Annotated in this window: 16 protein-coding genes; 9 read left to right on the top strand and 7 right to left on the bottom strand. The window is 71.4% G+C overall.

Features of this window, described 5'->3' with window-relative positions; genetic code table 11:
- Nucleotides 1-45: 45 nt before the first annotated feature.
- Genes QQ657_RS51990 through QQ657_RS51980 form a run of 3 tightly spaced genes read right to left on the bottom strand, consistent with a single transcriptional unit; the run spans nucleotide 46 to nucleotide 2,908 of the window.
- Nucleotides 46-837 (bottom strand): carbon-nitrogen hydrolase family protein, encoded by a 792-nt coding sequence (locus tag QQ657_RS51990; RefSeq protein ID WP_284749893.1) that lies wholly within the window; start codon nucleotides 835-837, stop codon nucleotides 46-48.
- Complete coding sequence (locus tag QQ657_RS51985) at nucleotides 834-2,156, bottom strand: MFS transporter (RefSeq protein ID WP_284749892.1); 1,323 nt, start codon at nucleotides 2,154-2,156, stop codon at nucleotides 834-836. Before QQ657_RS51985 ends, QQ657_RS51990 begins: the two co-directional genes overlap by 4 nt.
- Nucleotides 2,153-2,908 (bottom strand): HpcH/HpaI aldolase family protein, encoded by a 756-nt coding sequence (locus tag QQ657_RS51980; RefSeq protein ID WP_284749891.1) that lies wholly within the window; start codon nucleotides 2,906-2,908, stop codon nucleotides 2,153-2,155. Before QQ657_RS51980 ends, QQ657_RS51985 begins: the two co-directional genes overlap by 4 nt.
- Nucleotides 2,909-3,022: 114 nt before the next feature.
- Between QQ657_RS51980 and QQ657_RS51975 the strand changes: the two genes are divergently transcribed.
- From QQ657_RS51975 to QQ657_RS51955, 5 genes are all read left to right on the top strand, one after another.
- Nucleotides 3,023-3,676 carry a GntR family transcriptional regulator gene (locus QQ657_RS51975; protein WP_284749890.1) on the top strand — a complete coding sequence of 218 codons (654 nt, stop codon included), beginning with the start codon at nucleotides 3,023-3,025 and terminating at the stop codon, nucleotides 3,674-3,676.
- A 161-nt stretch (nucleotides 3,677-3,837) separates the two neighbouring features.
- Nucleotides 3,838-5,160 carry a M20/M25/M40 family metallo-hydrolase gene (locus QQ657_RS51970; RefSeq protein ID WP_284749889.1) on the top strand — a complete coding sequence of 441 codons (1,323 nt, stop codon included), beginning with the start codon at nucleotides 3,838-3,840 and terminating at the stop codon, nucleotides 5,158-5,160.
- On the top strand, nucleotides 5,160-6,053 hold the full coding sequence (locus QQ657_RS51965) for an alpha/beta fold hydrolase (protein WP_284749888.1): 894 nt from the start codon (nucleotides 5,160-5,162) through the stop codon (nucleotides 6,051-6,053). Before QQ657_RS51970 ends, QQ657_RS51965 begins: the two co-directional genes overlap by 1 nt.
- 32 nt (nucleotides 6,054-6,085) lie before the next feature.
- Entirely contained in the window at nucleotides 6,086-6,685 is a 600-nt protein-coding gene (locus tag QQ657_RS51960) for an ArsR/SmtB family transcription factor (protein ID WP_284749887.1), read from the top strand.
- A complete protein-coding gene (locus QQ657_RS51955) occupies nucleotides 6,675-7,421 on the top strand; it encodes an SRPBCC family protein (protein WP_284749886.1) in 747 nt (248 codons plus the stop codon). The genes QQ657_RS51960 and QQ657_RS51955 overlap by 11 nt, the downstream gene beginning before the upstream one ends.
- On the opposite strand, the gene QQ657_RS51950 is transcribed toward QQ657_RS51955, so the two are convergent.
- From QQ657_RS51950 to QQ657_RS51940, 3 genes are all read right to left on the bottom strand, one after another.
- The gene (locus QQ657_RS51950) at nucleotides 7,418-7,642 is read right to left on the bottom strand and encodes a DUF5703 family protein (RefSeq protein ID WP_284749885.1); all 225 of its coding nucleotides are present in this window, start codon (nucleotides 7,640-7,642) and stop codon (nucleotides 7,418-7,420) included. The two genes, QQ657_RS51955 and QQ657_RS51950, sit on opposite strands and share 4 nt — an antisense overlap.
- Nucleotides 7,639-8,646, bottom strand: coding sequence for a YncE family protein (locus QQ657_RS51945; protein WP_284749884.1), 1,008 nt, complete (start codon nucleotides 8,644-8,646; stop codon nucleotides 7,639-7,641). The genes QQ657_RS51950 and QQ657_RS51945 overlap by 4 nt, the downstream gene beginning before the upstream one ends.
- Before the next feature lie 91 nt (nucleotides 8,647-8,737).
- The gene (locus QQ657_RS51940) at nucleotides 8,738-9,706 is read right to left on the bottom strand and encodes an aldo/keto reductase (protein ID WP_284749883.1); all 969 of its coding nucleotides are present in this window, start codon (nucleotides 9,704-9,706) and stop codon (nucleotides 8,738-8,740) included.
- 86 nt (nucleotides 9,707-9,792) lie between these two features.
- On the opposite strand from QQ657_RS51940, the gene QQ657_RS51935 reads away from it, so the two are divergent.
- The 4 genes from QQ657_RS51935 to QQ657_RS51920 all read left to right on the top strand — a co-directional run bounded on the left by QQ657_RS51935 (nucleotide 9,793) and on the right by QQ657_RS51920 (nucleotide 14,580).
- Nucleotides 9,793-10,830 carry an LLM class F420-dependent oxidoreductase gene (locus QQ657_RS51935; protein ID WP_284749882.1) on the top strand — a complete coding sequence of 346 codons (1,038 nt, stop codon included), beginning with the start codon at nucleotides 9,793-9,795 and terminating at the stop codon, nucleotides 10,828-10,830.
- Nucleotide 10,831: 1 nt separating this feature from the next.
- Nucleotides 10,832-11,674, top strand: a complete 843-nt coding sequence (locus QQ657_RS51930) for an undecaprenyl-diphosphate phosphatase (protein WP_284749881.1) — start codon at nucleotides 10,832-10,834, stop codon at nucleotides 11,672-11,674.
- Between the two features lie 49 nt (nucleotides 11,675-11,723).
- Nucleotides 11,724-12,431 carry a histidine phosphatase family protein gene (locus tag QQ657_RS51925; RefSeq protein ID WP_284749880.1) on the top strand — a complete coding sequence of 236 codons (708 nt, stop codon included), beginning with the start codon at nucleotides 11,724-11,726 and terminating at the stop codon, nucleotides 12,429-12,431.
- Nucleotides 12,432-12,525: 94 nt separating this feature from the next.
- Nucleotides 12,526-14,580 (top strand): M3 family metallopeptidase, encoded by a 2,055-nt coding sequence (locus QQ657_RS51920; RefSeq protein WP_284749879.1) that lies wholly within the window; start codon nucleotides 12,526-12,528, stop codon nucleotides 14,578-14,580.
- Between the two features lie 110 nt (nucleotides 14,581-14,690).
- Here QQ657_RS51920 and QQ657_RS51915 read toward each other — a convergent pair whose 3' ends face one another.
- Complete coding sequence (locus tag QQ657_RS51915) at nucleotides 14,691-15,287, bottom strand: ClpP family protease (RefSeq protein WP_284749878.1); 597 nt, start codon at nucleotides 15,285-15,287, stop codon at nucleotides 14,691-14,693.
- Nucleotides 15,288-15,476 lie beyond the last annotated feature (189 nt).

Below are 15,476 nucleotides of genomic sequence, written 5' to 3'. Positions count from 1 at the left end.
GCGATAATCGCAATGCTTGACTGATGAGTCAGTCGAGGCGCAAGATCAGCGCGGGACCACCCCGAACCGCCGCAGCGCCAGCGCCGGGTTCTTGCCTCGTACCTCAGTGATCCGCTCGGGCGACACTTCGCCGACGGCTACGCCGGTCTGCTCGCCGAGGGAGGTGACGACCACGCCCATCGGGTCGACGAGCATGCTGGTGCCCGACCCGGTCGGCGCGGACTGGCCGGCGGCGGCGACGTAGAGCGTGTTCTCGATCGCGCGGGCGCGGACGAGCGTGCTCCAGTGGTATTCCTTCAGCGGCCCCGGAACCCACTCGGCTGGCAGCAGCACGACCTGGGCGCCGGCGTCGGCCAGCCGGCGGGTCACCTCGGGAAACCTCAGGTCGTAACACGTCTGGAGACCGAAGCGGACCCCGTCGACCTCGAACGTCTCCGGCTCGGTGATCTCCCCGGCGCGGACGACGTCGGACTCGCGGAAGCCGAAGGCGTCGTAGAGGTGGATCTTGCGGTACAGCGCGGCCACGCCGCCGGGACCGGCGGCGACCAGCGTGTTCGAGATGTGCGAGCCGTCGAGACGCTCGTTCATGCCGCCGACGATCGTGACGCCTCGTTCGGCGGCGAGCGCGAGGAGGCCGGTCACGAACTCACCGTCGAGGTCCTCGGCGGAGTCGACGAACCGCCGGTCCATTGCCGGGACAGTGAACATCGCGTACTCGGGCAGCACCACCACGCGGGCGCCGCGGTCGGCCGCGTCACCCACCAGCTTCGTGATCAGTGCCAGGTTGGCGGCCTTGTCGTCGCCGGGCGCGAACTGCGCGAGAGCCACGTGCGTCATGCGGTTTCCTTCCGGGGAGCGGCGGGCATGCGGTCGAGCCTGCCGAGCACGACCGTGTAGCAGAAGATCCCGGCGAGCAGCACCACGCCGGTGACGAGGAACGCGCCGGCGAACGACCCGGTCAGGTCGACGACCGCGCCGGTGACGATCGGCGCGGCGATGCCGATCATGTTCGCGACGAAGTTGACCAGCCCGCCGAGCGTTCCCGAACAACCTTCGGGTGCGATGACGGCGACGATGCTGGACCCGGCCGGCACGGAGACGGCGAGCCCGGCGGCGCCGACCGACAGGAACACCAGCGCCGTGGCGACCGAGCCGGCATAGGCGGCACCGGCCACCGACAGCGAGACGAGCATGCTCACGACCAGGACGATCCGCCGCGCCTTCGTCTCGTCGCCGGTGCGTGCGATCAGGCGGTCGAGCAGGATCCCGCCGACGAGGAACTGCGCGAGCACCGCGACCAGCCACGGGATCATCGTGTAGAAGCCGCCGGCCAGCAGCTTCACCCCGAACTGCTTCTCGAGGTACCCGGGCAGCCAGGTCAGCAGGACGTAGTAGGCGTAGGTGTAGGACGCGTACCCGAGCGCGAGGCCCCAGGTCTTGCGGCGGCGCAGCAGGTGGCCGAGCCCGGTGAGCGAGCTCGGCGTGGGCGCGTCTTCGTCGTCGGCGCCGCCCTCGCGCAGGTACGCGAACTCCTCGGGGGACAGCCGGCCGCGGGCGATGGCCTGCTTCGGCGTCAGGTACAGCAGCCACCACACCAGCAGGTACCCGAGGCTGAGGACGCCCGTGAAGAGGAAGGCGGCGTGCCAGCTGAACGCCGTCACGAGGAAGGCCATCACCGGGATGCCGAGGACGTTGGAGATCTTGGCGCAGCCGTCGAAGATCGCGGTGGCGCGGCCGCGTTCGGACCGCGGGAACCACTGCCCGATCGCCTTCCACCCCGCCGGGATCGTCGGCGCCTCACCGAATCCGAGGATCAACCGCGACGCCATCAGCAGGCCGAGGCCGCCCGACGCCGCGGTCAGGAATGACGCGATCGCCCACAGGAAAGCGGCGGCGCGGTTCACCCAGCGGACGCCGATGCGGTCGATGATCGCGCCGATCGGCAGCTGCAGCACCGCGTACGTCCACAGGAACGCCGAGGCGACGACGCCGAGCTGGGCCGCGCTCAGATGGAACTCGCGCATGATCTCCGGCCCGGCGATGGAGAGGTTGACGCGGTCGACGTAGTTGACGAACGAGCCGACGCCGAGCACACCGGCGATGGTCCAGCGGGTGCGGCCCGCGGTGCGGGTCCTGGTGCGCTGGGCGGTCGTCATCGCGCCTGCTTCGCGAGCGTGGCGGTCTCCTCGAAGGCCGCGGTCAGCCCGGCGGCGAGCGCGCCGTGCTGCATGGTGAGCGCGAGCTGCCCGGCACCGTGGGCGAGGGCGAACTCCTTCTCTTCGCGGCTCCAGGCGGGCAGGACCCACGGCTTGCCGGCCGCGCGGGCGGCGTCCGCGACGCGCTCGAGGTCGGCGAAGTCCCCGGGCTCGCGGGTGTAGGCGCCGCGTTCCCGGCGCAGGGAGAGGTCGGACGGCCCGACGAACACACCGTCCACTGTGTCCAGAGCGAGGATCTCGGCGATGTCGTCAAGGGCGCCGGCGTCCTCGATCATCGGCAGGCAGCGGGTGCCGCGGTCCTGCTCGGTGACCCACTCGTCGGTGAAGCCGCGGTAGCCGGTGGTGCGGCCGCCGGCGAAGCTGCGGTCACCCAGCGGCGGGAACTTCGCGAACGCGGTGACGGCCTTGGCGTGCGCGGCGTTCTCGACGTGCGGGATGACGACCGCGTCGGCGCCGAAGTCGAGGGCCTGCTGGATCGGGCCGCGCTCGGGGCCGAGGACCTTGGCGAGCACCTCCAGGCCGAGGGCGCGCAGGAACGGGACGAACCGCTCGAGGTCGGCCAGGTCGAAGGCGCCGTGCTCGATGTCGAGGACGGCGGCGCCGTAGCCGATCCCGCGGGCGATCTCGGCGGCCGCGAAAGACGGGTCGGAGAGCCAGACGGCGTAGCGCCGGTCGGCGGGGACTGGGGACATCGGGAACCTCCTGCGCACGGAAGACGGTAGCTCCGGTCGTTGTGTGCACCGTGTATACACGATGGATATTCTTCGGTCCAGACGCTAAGCTGACGACCGGACGAGGGGAGTGGCATGACCACCAGCGCACCGGCCGGGCCGGCGCGGGACCGCGTGTACGCCTGGCTGCGCGACGGGATCATCGCGGGCGAGCTCGAAGGCGGCCGGTTCCTGGACGAGCAGTGGGTCTCGGGCGAAACCGGGGTCTCCCGGACACCCGTACGCGAGGCGTTCCACCGGCTGGAGGCCGAGCGCTTCATCAGCCTGCTCCCGCGCAAGGGCGCGCAGGTCCGCACGGTGACCGCGCGCGAGCTGGCGGAGGTCTACCAGAGTCGCCGCCTGATCGAGGGGCACGCGATCGCGGAGGTCTGCGCGGCCCGGGCGGGCGCACCCGCGGAGATGGCCGGCCTGATCGAGGAGATGGACCGCGCGGGGAAGGCCCGCGACTGGTTCGCGGTGTCGGGCCTGGACCGCGCGTTCCACCGAGCGATCGTGAACGCGGCGGGCAACTCGGTGCTGACGGAGCTGTACGACACGCTGCGGTCGCGGCAGCAGCGGGTCGCGGTGCGGGCGCTGGAGGCCCGCCCGGAGCGGCTGCCGGTGATCGACGCGGAGCACCGCGCGCTGGTGGCGGCGCTGGACGCCCACGACGCCGAAGAGGCGTCGCGGGTGTTGAACCAGCACCTGCGCCCGGTGTCCGAAGTGGTCTCGGCCCTCGACCGCGACTGACCCGGTGGCGGCTGGGCGCGGGTCCGGCGTCTTGAATGAGTCATTCAGGTCTTCGGGGGTCCTGAATGACTCATTCAAGACCCCCGGGAACCCGCGGCGGCAGGGTCGGCACCGCGTCCCACGTGCGGCGCACCCGGCCGGGCGAATGATAGGAATGGCCGGTGACCGAACCGAACCTGATCGAAGCCGCCGCGGCCGAGGCCGTCACGCTGACCAGCGAGCTCATCCGCATCGACACGACCAACACCGGCGACCCCGACACACTGGTCGGCGAGCGGGCCGCGGCGGAGTACGTCGCGGAGAAGCTGACCGACGCCGGCTACGAGATCACCTACGTCGAGTCGGGCGGGAAGAACCGGCACAACGTCATCGTGCGACTCGAAGGCGCCGACCGGTCCCGGGGCGGGCTGCTCATCCACGGCCACCTCGACGCCGTGCCCGCCGACCCGTCCGAATGGTCGGTCCACCCCTTCTCCGGCGCCATTCAGGACGACTACGTCTGGGGCCGCGGCGCGGTCGACATGAAGGACATGTGCGGGATGGCGCTCGCGCTGGCCCGGCACTACAAGATGAACAACGTCGTGCCCCCGCGCGACCTCGTCTTCGCCTTCCTCGCCGACGAAGAAGCCGGCGGCAAGTACGGCGCCCAGTGGCTCGTCGAGAACCGCCCGGACCTCTTCGAAGGCGTCACCGAGGCGATCAGCGAGGTCGGCGGCTTCTCCATCACGCTCAAGGACGACGTCCGCGCCTACCTGATCGAAACGGCCGAAAAGGGCATCCGCTGGATGAAGCTGCGCGTGCGCGGCACCGCCGGGCACGGCTCGATGATCCACCGCGACAACGCCGTGACGAAGCTGGCCGAAGCCGTCGCGAAGCTCGGCAACCACCGCTTCCCGCTCGTGCTCACCGACTCGGTGAAGGAATTCCTCGCCGGCGTCACCGAGATCACCGGCTGGGACTTCCCCGAGGACGACCTCGAGGGCTCGGTCGCCAAGCTGGGCAACATCTCCCGGATGATCGGCGCGACCCTGCGCGACACCGCCAACCCGACCATGCTCACCGCCGGGTACAAGTCGAACGTCATCCCGTCGGTCGCCGAAGCCGCGGTGGACTGCCGGATCCTGCCGGGCCGCCTGGAGGCCTTCGACCGCGAGCTCGAGGAGCTGCTCGGCCCGGACATCGAGAAGGAGTGGATGGAGCTCCCGCCGGTCGAGACGACGTTCGACGGTGCTCTCGTCGACGCCATGACCGCCGCGGTGCTGGCCGAGGACCCGGGCGCGAAGACGCTGCCGTACATGCTTTCCGGCGGCACCGACGCGAAGTCGTTCCAGGACCTCGGGATCCGCAACTTCGGTTTCGCGCCGCTCAAGCTGCCGGCCGACCTCGACTTCTCGGCGCTCTTCCACGGCGTCGACGAGCGTGTCCCGGTCGACGCGCTGAAGTTCGGCACCCGCGTGCTGGACCGGTTCCTGCGCACGTCCTGATGACCGCGTTCGCGCTCGCCGACGGCACGTCCCTGCAGGTGGTGCGCAGGGGCGACCCGGCCGCGCCGGTGACCGTGGTGTTCGTCCACGGCTACGCGCTCGACCAGCGCAGCTGGAGCCGGATCGCGCCGCTGGTGCCGGACGCGGCCGACGGGCCGGTGGCCGTGCTGACCTACGACCAGCGCGGCCACGGCGGATCCGGGCGGGCGCGGCGCGGCACCGCGACGATGGCCCAGCTCGGCGACGACCTCGCCGAGCTGGTCGGGCGTGAAGTCCCTTCCGGGAAGGTGGTGCTCGTCGGGCACGACATGGGCGGCCTGGCCGTCATGTCGCTGTCCCAGCGGCACCCGGAGCTGTTCGCCGCGCGCGTGTCGGGGCTGGTGCTGCTCGCGACGTCGTCGGGGACGCTGGCCACCGAGGTGTCGGCGGCGTGGCCGAACGCGCTCGGAAAGCTGGCCCGCGACCTCGAAGCGGTGCTCGGCTCGAAGCTCTTCGGGGTGGTCCGTGAGCACACCAGCCGGGCGGTGAGCGCGGGCCTGCGGTGGTGGCTGTTCGGCGACGACCCGGACCCGGAGCTGGTCGAGCTGACCGTGAAGATGATCCGCGGCAACTGGCCGCACACGGTGTCGCTGTTCCGCCCGGCGCTGGACGCCTACGCCCGTGATTCGGCTTTGGCGCAGGTCAGCGGGCTGCCGGTGACGGCGATCGTGGGGGAGCGCGACCGCATCGTCCGCGCGTCCGACGTCGAGCAGTGGGCCGGCGGCCTCGGCAACGGGACGGCGGTGGTCCTGCCCGGCGTCGGGCACGTCGTCCCGCTGGAAGCCGCGGCGCAGGTGCTGCCGCGGGTCGTCGCCCTGGTCAACGCCAGCCACCGACAAGACGAGAGTTCTTGACAATTTCTCTGTTCGGCAGCGATGCTGGGCACATGTTCTCCGTGGCGGTGATCGAAGACGCGTCGGCGGCCGAGGTGTCGCTCGACCCGGTCCGGGCCCGGCTGCTGGCCGAACTGGCCGAGCCGGCGTCGGCCACCATGCTGGCCGCGCGGGTCGGCCTCCCGCGCCAGAAGGTCAACTACCACCTGCGGACGCTCGAGGCGCACGGCCTGGTCGAGCTGGTCGAGGAACGGCGGAAGGGCAACGTCACCGAGCGGATGATGCGGGCGACGGCGTCGTCGTACGTCATCTCGCCGGCCGCGCTGGCCGCCGTCCAGCCCGACCCGGCCCAGTCACCGGACCGGCTCTCGGCCCGGTGGCTGCTCGCCGTCGCCGGCCGGCTCGTGCGGGACGTCGGGCTGCTGATCACCGGGGCCGCCAAGGCGAAACAGCGCGTCGCGACCTTCGCGATCGACGGCGAGGTCCGGTTCGCCTCCCCCGCCGACCGCGCCGCGTTCGCCGAGGAGCTGACGACGGCGATCACCACGCTGGTCGGGAAGTACCACGACGAGACGGCCGAGAAGGGCCGCAATCACCGGGTGGTCGTCGCCGTCCACCCGAGCGTTCCCGAGGAGACCGAAGATGGGGCATGAGTTCGAGGCGATCGACACCGCCGAAGTCGACGCCACCCCGGAACAGCTGTGGGAAGCCATCGCGACCGGCCCGGGCATCGACTCGTGGTTCATGGGCCGCAACGAGGTCGAAGGCGGCACGGGCGGTGTCGTCCGCGGCGCGTTCGGCGGATACCGGCCGGAGTACGGGATCCGCGAGTGGGAGCCGCTCGAGAAGCTCGTCTACGGCAACGAACCCGGGCCGGACGGCCGGAAGATCGCCTACGAGTTCCTCATCGAGGGGCGCGAAGGCGGCAGTTCGGTGATCCGCTGCGTCACCAGCGGCTTCCTGCCCGGCGACGACTGGGAGGACGAGTTCGAGGCGATGACCGCCGGCGGCGCGATGTTCTTCCGCACCCTGGTCGAGTACGTCACGCACTTCGCCGGGCGCACGGCGGTGCCGGTCACCGCGTTCGGCCCGCCGGTGGGGGACTGGCCCGCCGCGTGGGCGCGGCTCGGCACGGCGCTCGGGCTGTCCGCACGGCCCGCCGAAGGCGACCGGGTGCGGGTCGAGCTGCCCGGCCGGGCGCCGCAGGAAGGCGTCGTCTACGCCGTGAACGAGCAGAACGCCGGGATCCGGACCGCGGACGCGATGGTCCGGTTCCTGCGCGGCTTCCACGGCCCGATGGTCGCGGCCCACCACGTCTTCACCCCGGGCGCCGACGCCGAAGCCGAGGAGAAGGCGTGGAGCGAGTGGCTGGACCGGGTGTTCGGTTAGGTCGGCAGTCCGCCGGGAAGGCTCTCCGCCGTCTTCTTGCGGCGCAGCCAGACCCGGCGCGTGCCGTCGGCGTAGAGCCGCACGCTCCGGAGTTCCCAGCCCGCGAACTCCGCGTGGATGGAGAGCTGGATCGCCGCCGCACGCCGGGACACACCCGGGGGGAGGTGCAGGCGGCGATACTCCCAATCCCCTTCGACCACCGCCTCGCTGACCGTCGTCATGGCTGGATCACCTGGGTCCCTTCTCCGGCGGCCGAGCCGATGACCACCCGGCCGCTGGTTTCGTCCACTCCGACCGAGTCCGGCTGGCGCACGGTGGGGAACCGGTACTTCTCGACGGGCTCGCCGCCGCGGACGTCGAACCCGACCACCTCGTTGCGTCCGGTCAGCGTCACCCACGCCAGGCTCCGCTTCGCGTCGTAGGCGATCCCGTACGCGCCACCCGGCACCGGGTAGCGCTGCCGCATGATGAGCGGCGAAGCCGAGAACGCGATCAGCGCACCCGCCCGCGCGTCCGTCACCAGCACCCGCCCGTAGGAATCCGCCACGGCGTTGGCGGCACCGTCACCCGCGCGCAGACCTTCGTTGACCTTCCCGGCGGCGACGTCGACCGAGAACACGGCCGTCCGCAGCCGGTCCAGCACCACGACCCCCGCCCCGGCGACGACGACGTCGTCGGCGCTGTAGAGCTGCCCGCCGATCGTCCGCGCGGGACCGCTCGCCGGCAGCACCTGGATGTCCTTCGCCGCCCCCATCGCGACCAGCCGATCGGCGCCGTAAGCGGTGCTCGACGCCGGCTGCCCGCCCGTCTTCGTCTCGGTGAGCTTCCGGTCCGGCAAGGACAGCTGCTGCACCACACCCTGCGCCGGCTCGGCGATCTCGACCCGCCCCGGCGCCACGGACAGCTTCTCCGCCTTACCGTATAACGGCATATTCACCGGGGGCAACGCGAGCGCGTTCAAGTCGTAGAGCTGCAAAGACGGCGGTTGAGCGAGTGCGACGACCAGCGTCCCCTGGGCGACGGCGAGGGCCGAGACGGATCCGGTGGTGATGACCTGACCGGCCGGCTTCACGGTCACGGCGGGGGAGACCGCCGGCTTCGCCGCGACCGGGTTCGCGACGATCTGCAGGTCATCGCTGTCGGACTTGGCCGACGAGCAGCCCGAGAGCACCAGGACACCGGCGAGCGGGATCGCGATCCACGACACGGCGGCGAACCGACGCACGTTGCTGCCTCCAGGTGTCCCTCGACGGGCGGTCTTCACCAGCATCCTCCACGATCGTCTTGCCGTCACGTGCATGTCACCCAACAGACACCTAGCGCGGCCAGCGCTCCGGGTAACCGACCTCGATCGCGCTGACGTCGTCGAGCGCGGAGCGGATGGCCGGCGGCAGGGTGATCTCCTCCGCCGTCAGCGAACCGGTGAGCTGACCGGTGTCCCGCGCCCCGACGACCGGGGCCACGACCCCGGGCCGGTCGCGGACCCAGGCCAGCGCGACGGCCAGCGGCGACGTGCCCAGCCCGTCCGCCGCGGTGGCCACCGCCTGCACTATCCGGGCGGCCCGGTCGGTGCGGTGGTGCTCGACGTAACCGGCGTATGCGCTGTTCGCGCCGCGCGAGTCGGCGGGCGTGCCGGTGCGGTACTTGCCGGTCAGCACGCCGCGGCCCAGCGGCGCCCAGGGCAGCAGCCCGATGCCGTGGTGCTCGGCGGCCGGGACGACCTCGCGGTCGACTCCGCGTTCCAGCAGCGAGTACTCGACCTGGGTGGAGACGATCGGCGCGACCGCGGCGGCACCGGCGGCGGCCGTCGCGAGCTGCCAGGCCGCGTAGTTCGAGACGCCGACGTAGCGGGCCTTGCCGCTGCTCACGGCGTACTCGAGGGCGGCGAGGGTCTCGGCGATCGGCACGCAGGTGTCCCAGGCGTGCAGCTGCCACAGGTCGACGTGGTCGGTGCCGAGCCGCTTGAGCGAGCCGTCGAGCGCGGTGAGCAGGGCGCCGCGCGAGGCGCCGCCGCCGAACGGGCCGTCGGTGCGCCGGGCGACCGCCTTGGTGGCGAGGACGACGTCGTCGCGGGGCACGAGATCACCCAGAAGTGAGCCGAGCACCCGTTCGGCTTCGCCCTCGCCGTAGATGTCGGCCGTGTCCACCAGGGTGCCGCCGGCGTCCACGAAGGCGACCAGCTGGCTGGCGGCCTCTTCCGCGTCGGTGTCGCCACCCCAGGTCATGGTGCCGAGCGCCATCCGCGAGACACGCAGTCCCGAGCGGCCGAGCAGTCGCTTTTCCACGACCGCCGAGCCTAGTGGGCGGTCCCCGGAGAACCTGACCAAGGTGAGTCGTGTCGCCCACAAGGGCCCCGTTAGGGTCTGGCACCGTGCGACTCGGACTGAATCTCGGCTACTGGGGAGCGGGGAACGACCCCGCGAACCTGGCCCAGGCGAAGCAGGCGGACGAGCTGGGCTACGCCGTCGTGTGGGCGGCGGAAGCGTACGGCTCGGACGCCGTCACCGTGCTGACCTGGATCGCGGCGCACACGTCGCGGATCGACGTCGGCGCCGCCGTGCTGCAGATCCCGGCCCGGACCCCGGCGATGACCGCGATGACCGCCGCGACGCTCGACACGCTCTCGGGCGGCCGCTTCCGGCTGGGGCTCGGCGTGTCCGGTCCGCAGGTGTCCGAAGGCTGGCACGGCGTCCGGTTCGCCTCGCCGCTGGGCCGCACCCGCGAGTACGCCTCGATCGTGCGCTCGGCGCTGAAGCGGGAACGGGTGAAGTTCGACGGCGAGCACTTCACGCTGCCGCTGCCGGACGGTCCCGGCAAGGCGCTGCGGCTGACCGTCCGGCCGGCCCGCAAGCACACCCCCCTCTACCTGGCCGCGATCGGCCCGAAGAACCTGGAGCTGACCGGCGAGATCGCCGACGGCTGGCTGCCCGTGTTCTTCTCGCCGGCGCACGCGGGGGAGCAGCTGGCCCAGCTGCGGACCGGTGCCGAACGGGCCGGCCGCACCCTCGACGGCTTCGACGTCGCCCCGAGCGTCCCGCTGGTGCCCGGCGACGACTGGAAGGCGTGCGCGGACGCCGTCCGCGGGTACGCGGCGCTCTACCTCGGCGGGATGGGGAGCAAGGACAAGAACTTCTACAACCGGCTGGCCTGCCGGATGGGCTTCGAAGCCGAAGCCGCCGTAGTACAGGAGAAGTACCTGGCCGGCGACCGGGTGGGGGCGATGGCGGCGGTGCCGCTGGAGTTCCTCGACGCGACGTCGCTGCTGGGCCCGAAGGAACGGATCGCGGAGAAGATGACCGAATACGCCGAGGCCGGCGTGACGACCCTGTCGGTGTCGCCGTACACCCCCGATGCGACGGCCGCGCTGCGCACCGCCGTCGAGGCGCTCGAGAAGGCGGGGGTGGCCTGACGTGGGCTGGTTCGAAGCACTGGTCCTGGGCCTGGTCCAGGGCCTGACGGAGTTCCTGCCGATCTCCTCGAGCGCGCACCTGCGGATCGTCGCGGCGCTCGTCGGCTGGGACGACCCGGGGGCGGCGTTCACCGCCGTCACCCAGATCGGCACCGAGCTCGCGGTGATCATCTACTTCGGGAAGAAGATCGGCCGGATCCTGCAGGCCTGGTTCTACTCGCTGTACAAGCCGGATTGGCGCCGCGACCCGGACGCCCGCCTCGGCTGGCTGATCATCGTCGGCTCGCTGCCGATCGTGGTGCTCGGCCTGCTGCTGCAGGACCAGATCGACAGCGCGTTCCGCGACCTGCGGATCACCGCCACGGTGCTCATCGTGTTCGGCTTGATCCTGCTCTACGCCGACCGGACCGGGAAGCAGGAGCGGACGCTGGACCACCTGACGGTCCCGCACGGTCTCGGCTTCGGCTTCGCCCAAGCGCTGGCGCTGATCCCGGGGGTGTCCCGCTCGGGCGGCACGACGAGCGCGGGCCTGCTGCTGGGCTACACCCGCGCCGAGGCGGCGGAGTACTCGTTCCTGCTGGCCCTGCCGGCGGTGTTCGGCTCGGGTGTGTACAAGCTCAAGGACATCGGGTCGGGTGACGTGCCGGCCCAGTGGGGGCCGACGATCCTGGCCACCCTGGTCGCGTTCGGTGTCGGGTACGCGGTGATCGCGTGGCTGATGGCCTACATCAAGAAGCGCAGCTTCGTGCCGTTCGTGATCTACCGGCTGGCGCTCGGCGTGCTGCTGTTCGTGCTGATCTTCACCGGCGCCCTGGACCCGAACGCGGGTCCGGTCAGCCACTGATCCGCCCGCGTGGGGACCGCTTGATCGGTCCCCACGTAGGGTGGGGCCCGTGAGTACGGTCATTCTGCTGAGGCACGGCAAGTCGACGGCCAACGGCTCCGGCATCCTGGCCGGGCGGTCCACGAAGGTCAACCTCGACGACACCGGCCGCGCCCAGGCGGAAAAGCTGGTCGAACGGCTCGAGGGCGTGCCGCTGGCCGAGCTGGTCGTGTCGCCCATGCTGCGGTGCAAGCAGACCCTCGGCCCGCTGGCCGCCGCGCGCGGGCTGGGCAAGGTCGTCGAACCCGGGCTGTCCGAAGTGGACTACGGGGACTGGACCGGCAAGGAGCTCAAGCACCTCGCGAAGGAGCCGCTCTGGCGGGTCGTGCAGGCGCACGCCTCGGCCGCGGTGTTCCCCGGCGGTGAAGGGCTCGCGGCGATGCAGGCCCGCTCGGTCGCCGCCGTCCGGGCGCACGACCGCCGGATCGCCGCCGAGCACGGCGACCACGCCGTCTGGCTGCTGTGCAGCCACGGTGACGTGATCAAGTCCATCCTTGCCGACGCCCTCGGCCAGCACCTCGACGCGTTCCAGCGGATCGTCGTCGACCCCGCGTCGATCTCGGTGGTGCGCTACACCGAGACGCGGCCGTTCGTCATGCGCGTCAACGACCACGGCAGCGACCTGCGCGGCATCGTGCCGCCGGCGCCCAAGCCGAAGCGGGGCAAAAAGGCCACCGGGAGCAGCGACGCCGTCGTGGGCGGTACCACCGGTCCGTGAGCTTGGCCACCTCCGGAAAGCGCTGACATCCGCACAGGTGGACCACGTAGGGTGGCGGGACCGAGTGTTGCATCCCGACCAGGAGCCTGCCCCGATGATTTCGCCGGACAACCCGTTCGCCGCACCCAGCGAACTGCCCTACGCCCTGCCGCCCTTCGACCGGATCGCCGACGAGCACTACCGGCCGGCGTTCGAGGCCGGCCTGGCCGAGCATTCGGCGGAGATCGAGCAGATCGCGGCGCAGGACGCCGAGCCGACGTTCGAGAACACCGTCGTGGCCCTCGAGCGCGCCGGCGAGCTGCTGAGCCGCGTGGCGAGCGTCTTCTACAACCTGTCCGGCTCCAACAGCACCGACGAGATCCAGGCCATCCAGGCGGAGTTCGCGCCCAAGCTGGCCGCCCACCACGACGCCATCCACCTGAACCCGAAGCTGTTCGCCCGCATCGACTCCCTCCACGCGCGGCGTGACGAGCTCGGGTTGGACGAGGAGTCGCGGCGGCTGCTCGAACGGCGCCACCTCGACTTCAGCCGTGCGGGCGCCGGGCTCGGCGAAGCGGAACAGGCCCGCCTGCGGGAGCTGAACGGGCAGCTGTCCACGCTGCAGACGAAGTTCCAGCAGAACCTGCTCAAGGACACCAACGAGCTCGCCGTCGTCATCGAGGACCGCGCGGAGCTGGCCGGCTTCGGCGACGGCGCGATCGCCACCGCGGCCGAAGCGGCGGCGGCCCGCGGCGAAGACGGCACGTACGTCATCCCCCTGACCCTGCCGACGAGCCAGGCCTCGCCGCTGGAGACGCTGCGCGACCGCGACGTCCGGGCCCGGATCCACACCGCGTCGATGGCCCGCGGCAACCGCGGCAACGAGTTCGACAACAACGCCCTCGTCGCCGAAATCGCGCACCTGCGGGCCGAACGGGCCGTGCTGCTCGGCTATCCGAACCACGCGGCGTACGTCATCGCCGACGAGACGGCGAAGACCGCCGAAGCCGCCGCCGGGCTGCTCGAGCGGCTGGCGCCCGCCGCGGTCGCGAACGCCCGCACCGAAGCCGCGGAACTGCAGGAGCTGCTCGAAGCCGACGTTGCCGGCGCGACGCTGCGGCCGTCGGACTGGCCGTACTACGCCGCCCAGGTCCGCCGCGAGCGCTTCGACGTCGACACCGAAGCCCTGCGCCCCTACTTCGAAGCCGACCGCGTGTACCTCGACGGCGTCTTCTTCGCCGCCACCAAGCTCTACGGGCTCACCTTCACCGAGCGCACCGACCTCCCCAAGTACCACCCGGAGGTCCGGACCTTCGAGGTGTTCGACGCCGACGGCACCCCGCTCGGCCTCTACCTGCTCGACCTCTACACCCGCGACGCCAAGCGCGGCGGCGCGTGGATGAACACCTTCGTCGACCAGTCCGGGCTGCTGGACCGCAAGACGGTCGTGGTCAACGTCCTCAACGTCGGCAAGCCGCCGGTGGGGGAGCCGACCCTGCTGACGTTCGACGAGGTCGTCACCGCGTTCCACGAGTTCGGCCACGCGCTGCACGCCCTCGTCTCCGCGGTCCGCTACCCGACGTTCTCCGGCACCAACGTGCCCCGCGACTTCGTCGAGTACCCGTCCCAGGTCAACGAGATGTGGATGCTGTGGCCGGAAGTCCTGGCCAACTACGCCAAGCACCACGAGACGGGCGAGGCGCTGCCCCAGGAACAGGTCGGCAAGCTCCTCGCCAGCCAGCAGTACGGCGAAGGCTTCTCCACCACCGAGTACCTGGCCGCGTCCCTGCTCGACCAGGCCTGGCACCGCCTCGGCGTCGACGACCGCGTCGAAGAAGTCCAGCGGTTCGAGACCGACGCGCTCGTCAAGGCCGGCGTGTCCGTCGAAGCGATCCCGCCCCGCTACCGCACCACGTACTTCGCCCACGTCTTCAGCGGCGGCTACAGCGCCGGGTACTACTCCTACATCTGGAGCGAAGTCCTCGACGCCGACACCGTCCAATGGTTCCGCGAGAGCGGGGGACTGACCCGCGACAACGGCGACCACTTCCGCCGCACCCTCCTCGGCAGGGGCGGGAGCATCGACCCCATGGACGCCTTCCGGGCCTTCCGCGGCCGCGACCCCGAGATCGAGCCCCTCTTGGCCCGCCGCGGCCTCAACGGAGTCTGAAGCACTCTCCTGCTTTAAGTGTATAACGACCTATACCGCCGGGCAGTTTTGAAGAAAACTGCCCGGCGGTGCCGTTTCCGACGTCAGAACAACCGCAACGACAGAGGGAGTCAGGCCGACGCCGTCTGCGCGCCCGCGACGATGTGGTCGACGAACCCGTAGGAGAGGGCTTCGTCCGCGTCGAACCAGCGGTCGCGGTCGGCGTCGGTGGTGATCCGCTCGACGGTCTGGCCGGTCTGGCGCGCGGTGATCTCCGCGATGCGGCGCTTCATCTTGCCGAAGACCTCGGCCTGGATGGCGATGTCGGTGGCGGCGCCGCTGATCCCGGCCGACGGCTGGTGCATGACGATCCGCGTGTTGGGCAGCAGGTAGCGCTTTCCGGGGGTGCCGGAGGAGAGCAGGAACTGGCCCATGGACGCGACGAAGCCGAGGCCGTAGGTCGAGACGTCCGGTTTGACGAGCTGCATGGTGTCGTAGATGGCCATGCCGGCGGTCACCGAGCCGCCGGGTGAGTTGATGTAGAAGGTGATGTCCTTCGCCGGGTCGTCGGCGGCCAGCAGGAGGAGCTGGGCGATGATCCGGTTGGCGACCTCGTCGTTGACCTCGGAGCCGAGGAAGACGATCCGGTCGCGCAGGAGCTGTTGGTAGACCGAGTCTTCGGGTGCGGTGCTCGGTGAGTGCATGTCGGGTACGGCGAGAAGGGTCATGGCCCGACGGTAGGGCCGGGGGTCACGTGGGCGGGGGTGGTTTCGCTGTGAGCGTGCGGCGTTCGCTCCCGGCGATCATGCGAAAGGGGCCGGGGGGGGGGGGGGGGGGGCCGCGGGGGCGCCCGGGGGGGGGGGGAGGGGGAGGGGCGGCCGCGGGGCCGCGGGGGGGGCGGCCCCCGCCCCCAGCGG

Origin of the sequence: Amycolatopsis ponsaeliensis (assembly GCF_030182635.1) — a bacterium.
In the GTDB taxonomy this organism is placed as follows: Bacteria; Actinomycetota; Actinomycetes; order Mycobacteriales; family Pseudonocardiaceae; genus Amycolatopsis; species Amycolatopsis ponsaeliensis.
This window is presented reverse-complemented; position numbering and strand designations above follow the sequence as displayed.

What these genes read in the sequence shown, in the direction of transcription:
- QQ657_RS51990 (WP_284749893.1), bottom strand. Translation starts at nt 837, where the DNA reads ATGACGCACGTGGCTCTCGCGCAGTTCGCGCCCGGCGACGACAAGGCC.
- QQ657_RS51985 (WP_284749892.1), bottom strand. Translation starts at nt 2,156, where the DNA reads ATGACGACCGCCCAGCGCACCAGGACCCGCACCGCGGGCCGCACCCGC.
- QQ657_RS51980 (WP_284749891.1), bottom strand. Translation starts at nt 2,908, where the DNA reads ATGTCCCCAGTCCCCGCCGACCGGCGCTACGCCGTCTGGCTCTCCGAC.
- QQ657_RS51975 (WP_284749890.1), top strand. Translation starts at nt 3,023, where the DNA reads ATGACCACCAGCGCACCGGCCGGGCCGGCGCGGGACCGCGTGTACGCC.
- QQ657_RS51965 (WP_284749888.1), top strand. Translation starts at nt 5,160, where the DNA reads ATGACCGCGTTCGCGCTCGCCGACGGCACGTCCCTGCAGGTGGTGCGC.
- QQ657_RS51960 (WP_284749887.1), top strand. Translation starts at nt 6,086, where the DNA reads ATGTTCTCCGTGGCGGTGATCGAAGACGCGTCGGCGGCCGAGGTGTCG.
- QQ657_RS51955 (WP_284749886.1), top strand. Translation starts at nt 6,675, where the DNA reads ATGGGGCATGAGTTCGAGGCGATCGACACCGCCGAAGTCGACGCCACC.
- QQ657_RS51950 (WP_284749885.1), bottom strand. Translation starts at nt 7,642, where the DNA reads ATGACGACGGTCAGCGAGGCGGTGGTCGAAGGGGATTGGGAGTATCGC.
- QQ657_RS51920 (WP_284749879.1), top strand. Translation starts at nt 12,526, where the DNA reads ATGATTTCGCCGGACAACCCGTTCGCCGCACCCAGCGAACTGCCCTAC.
- QQ657_RS51915 (WP_284749878.1), bottom strand. Translation starts at nt 15,287, where the DNA reads ATGACCCTTCTCGCCGTACCCGACATGCACTCACCGAGCACCGCACCC.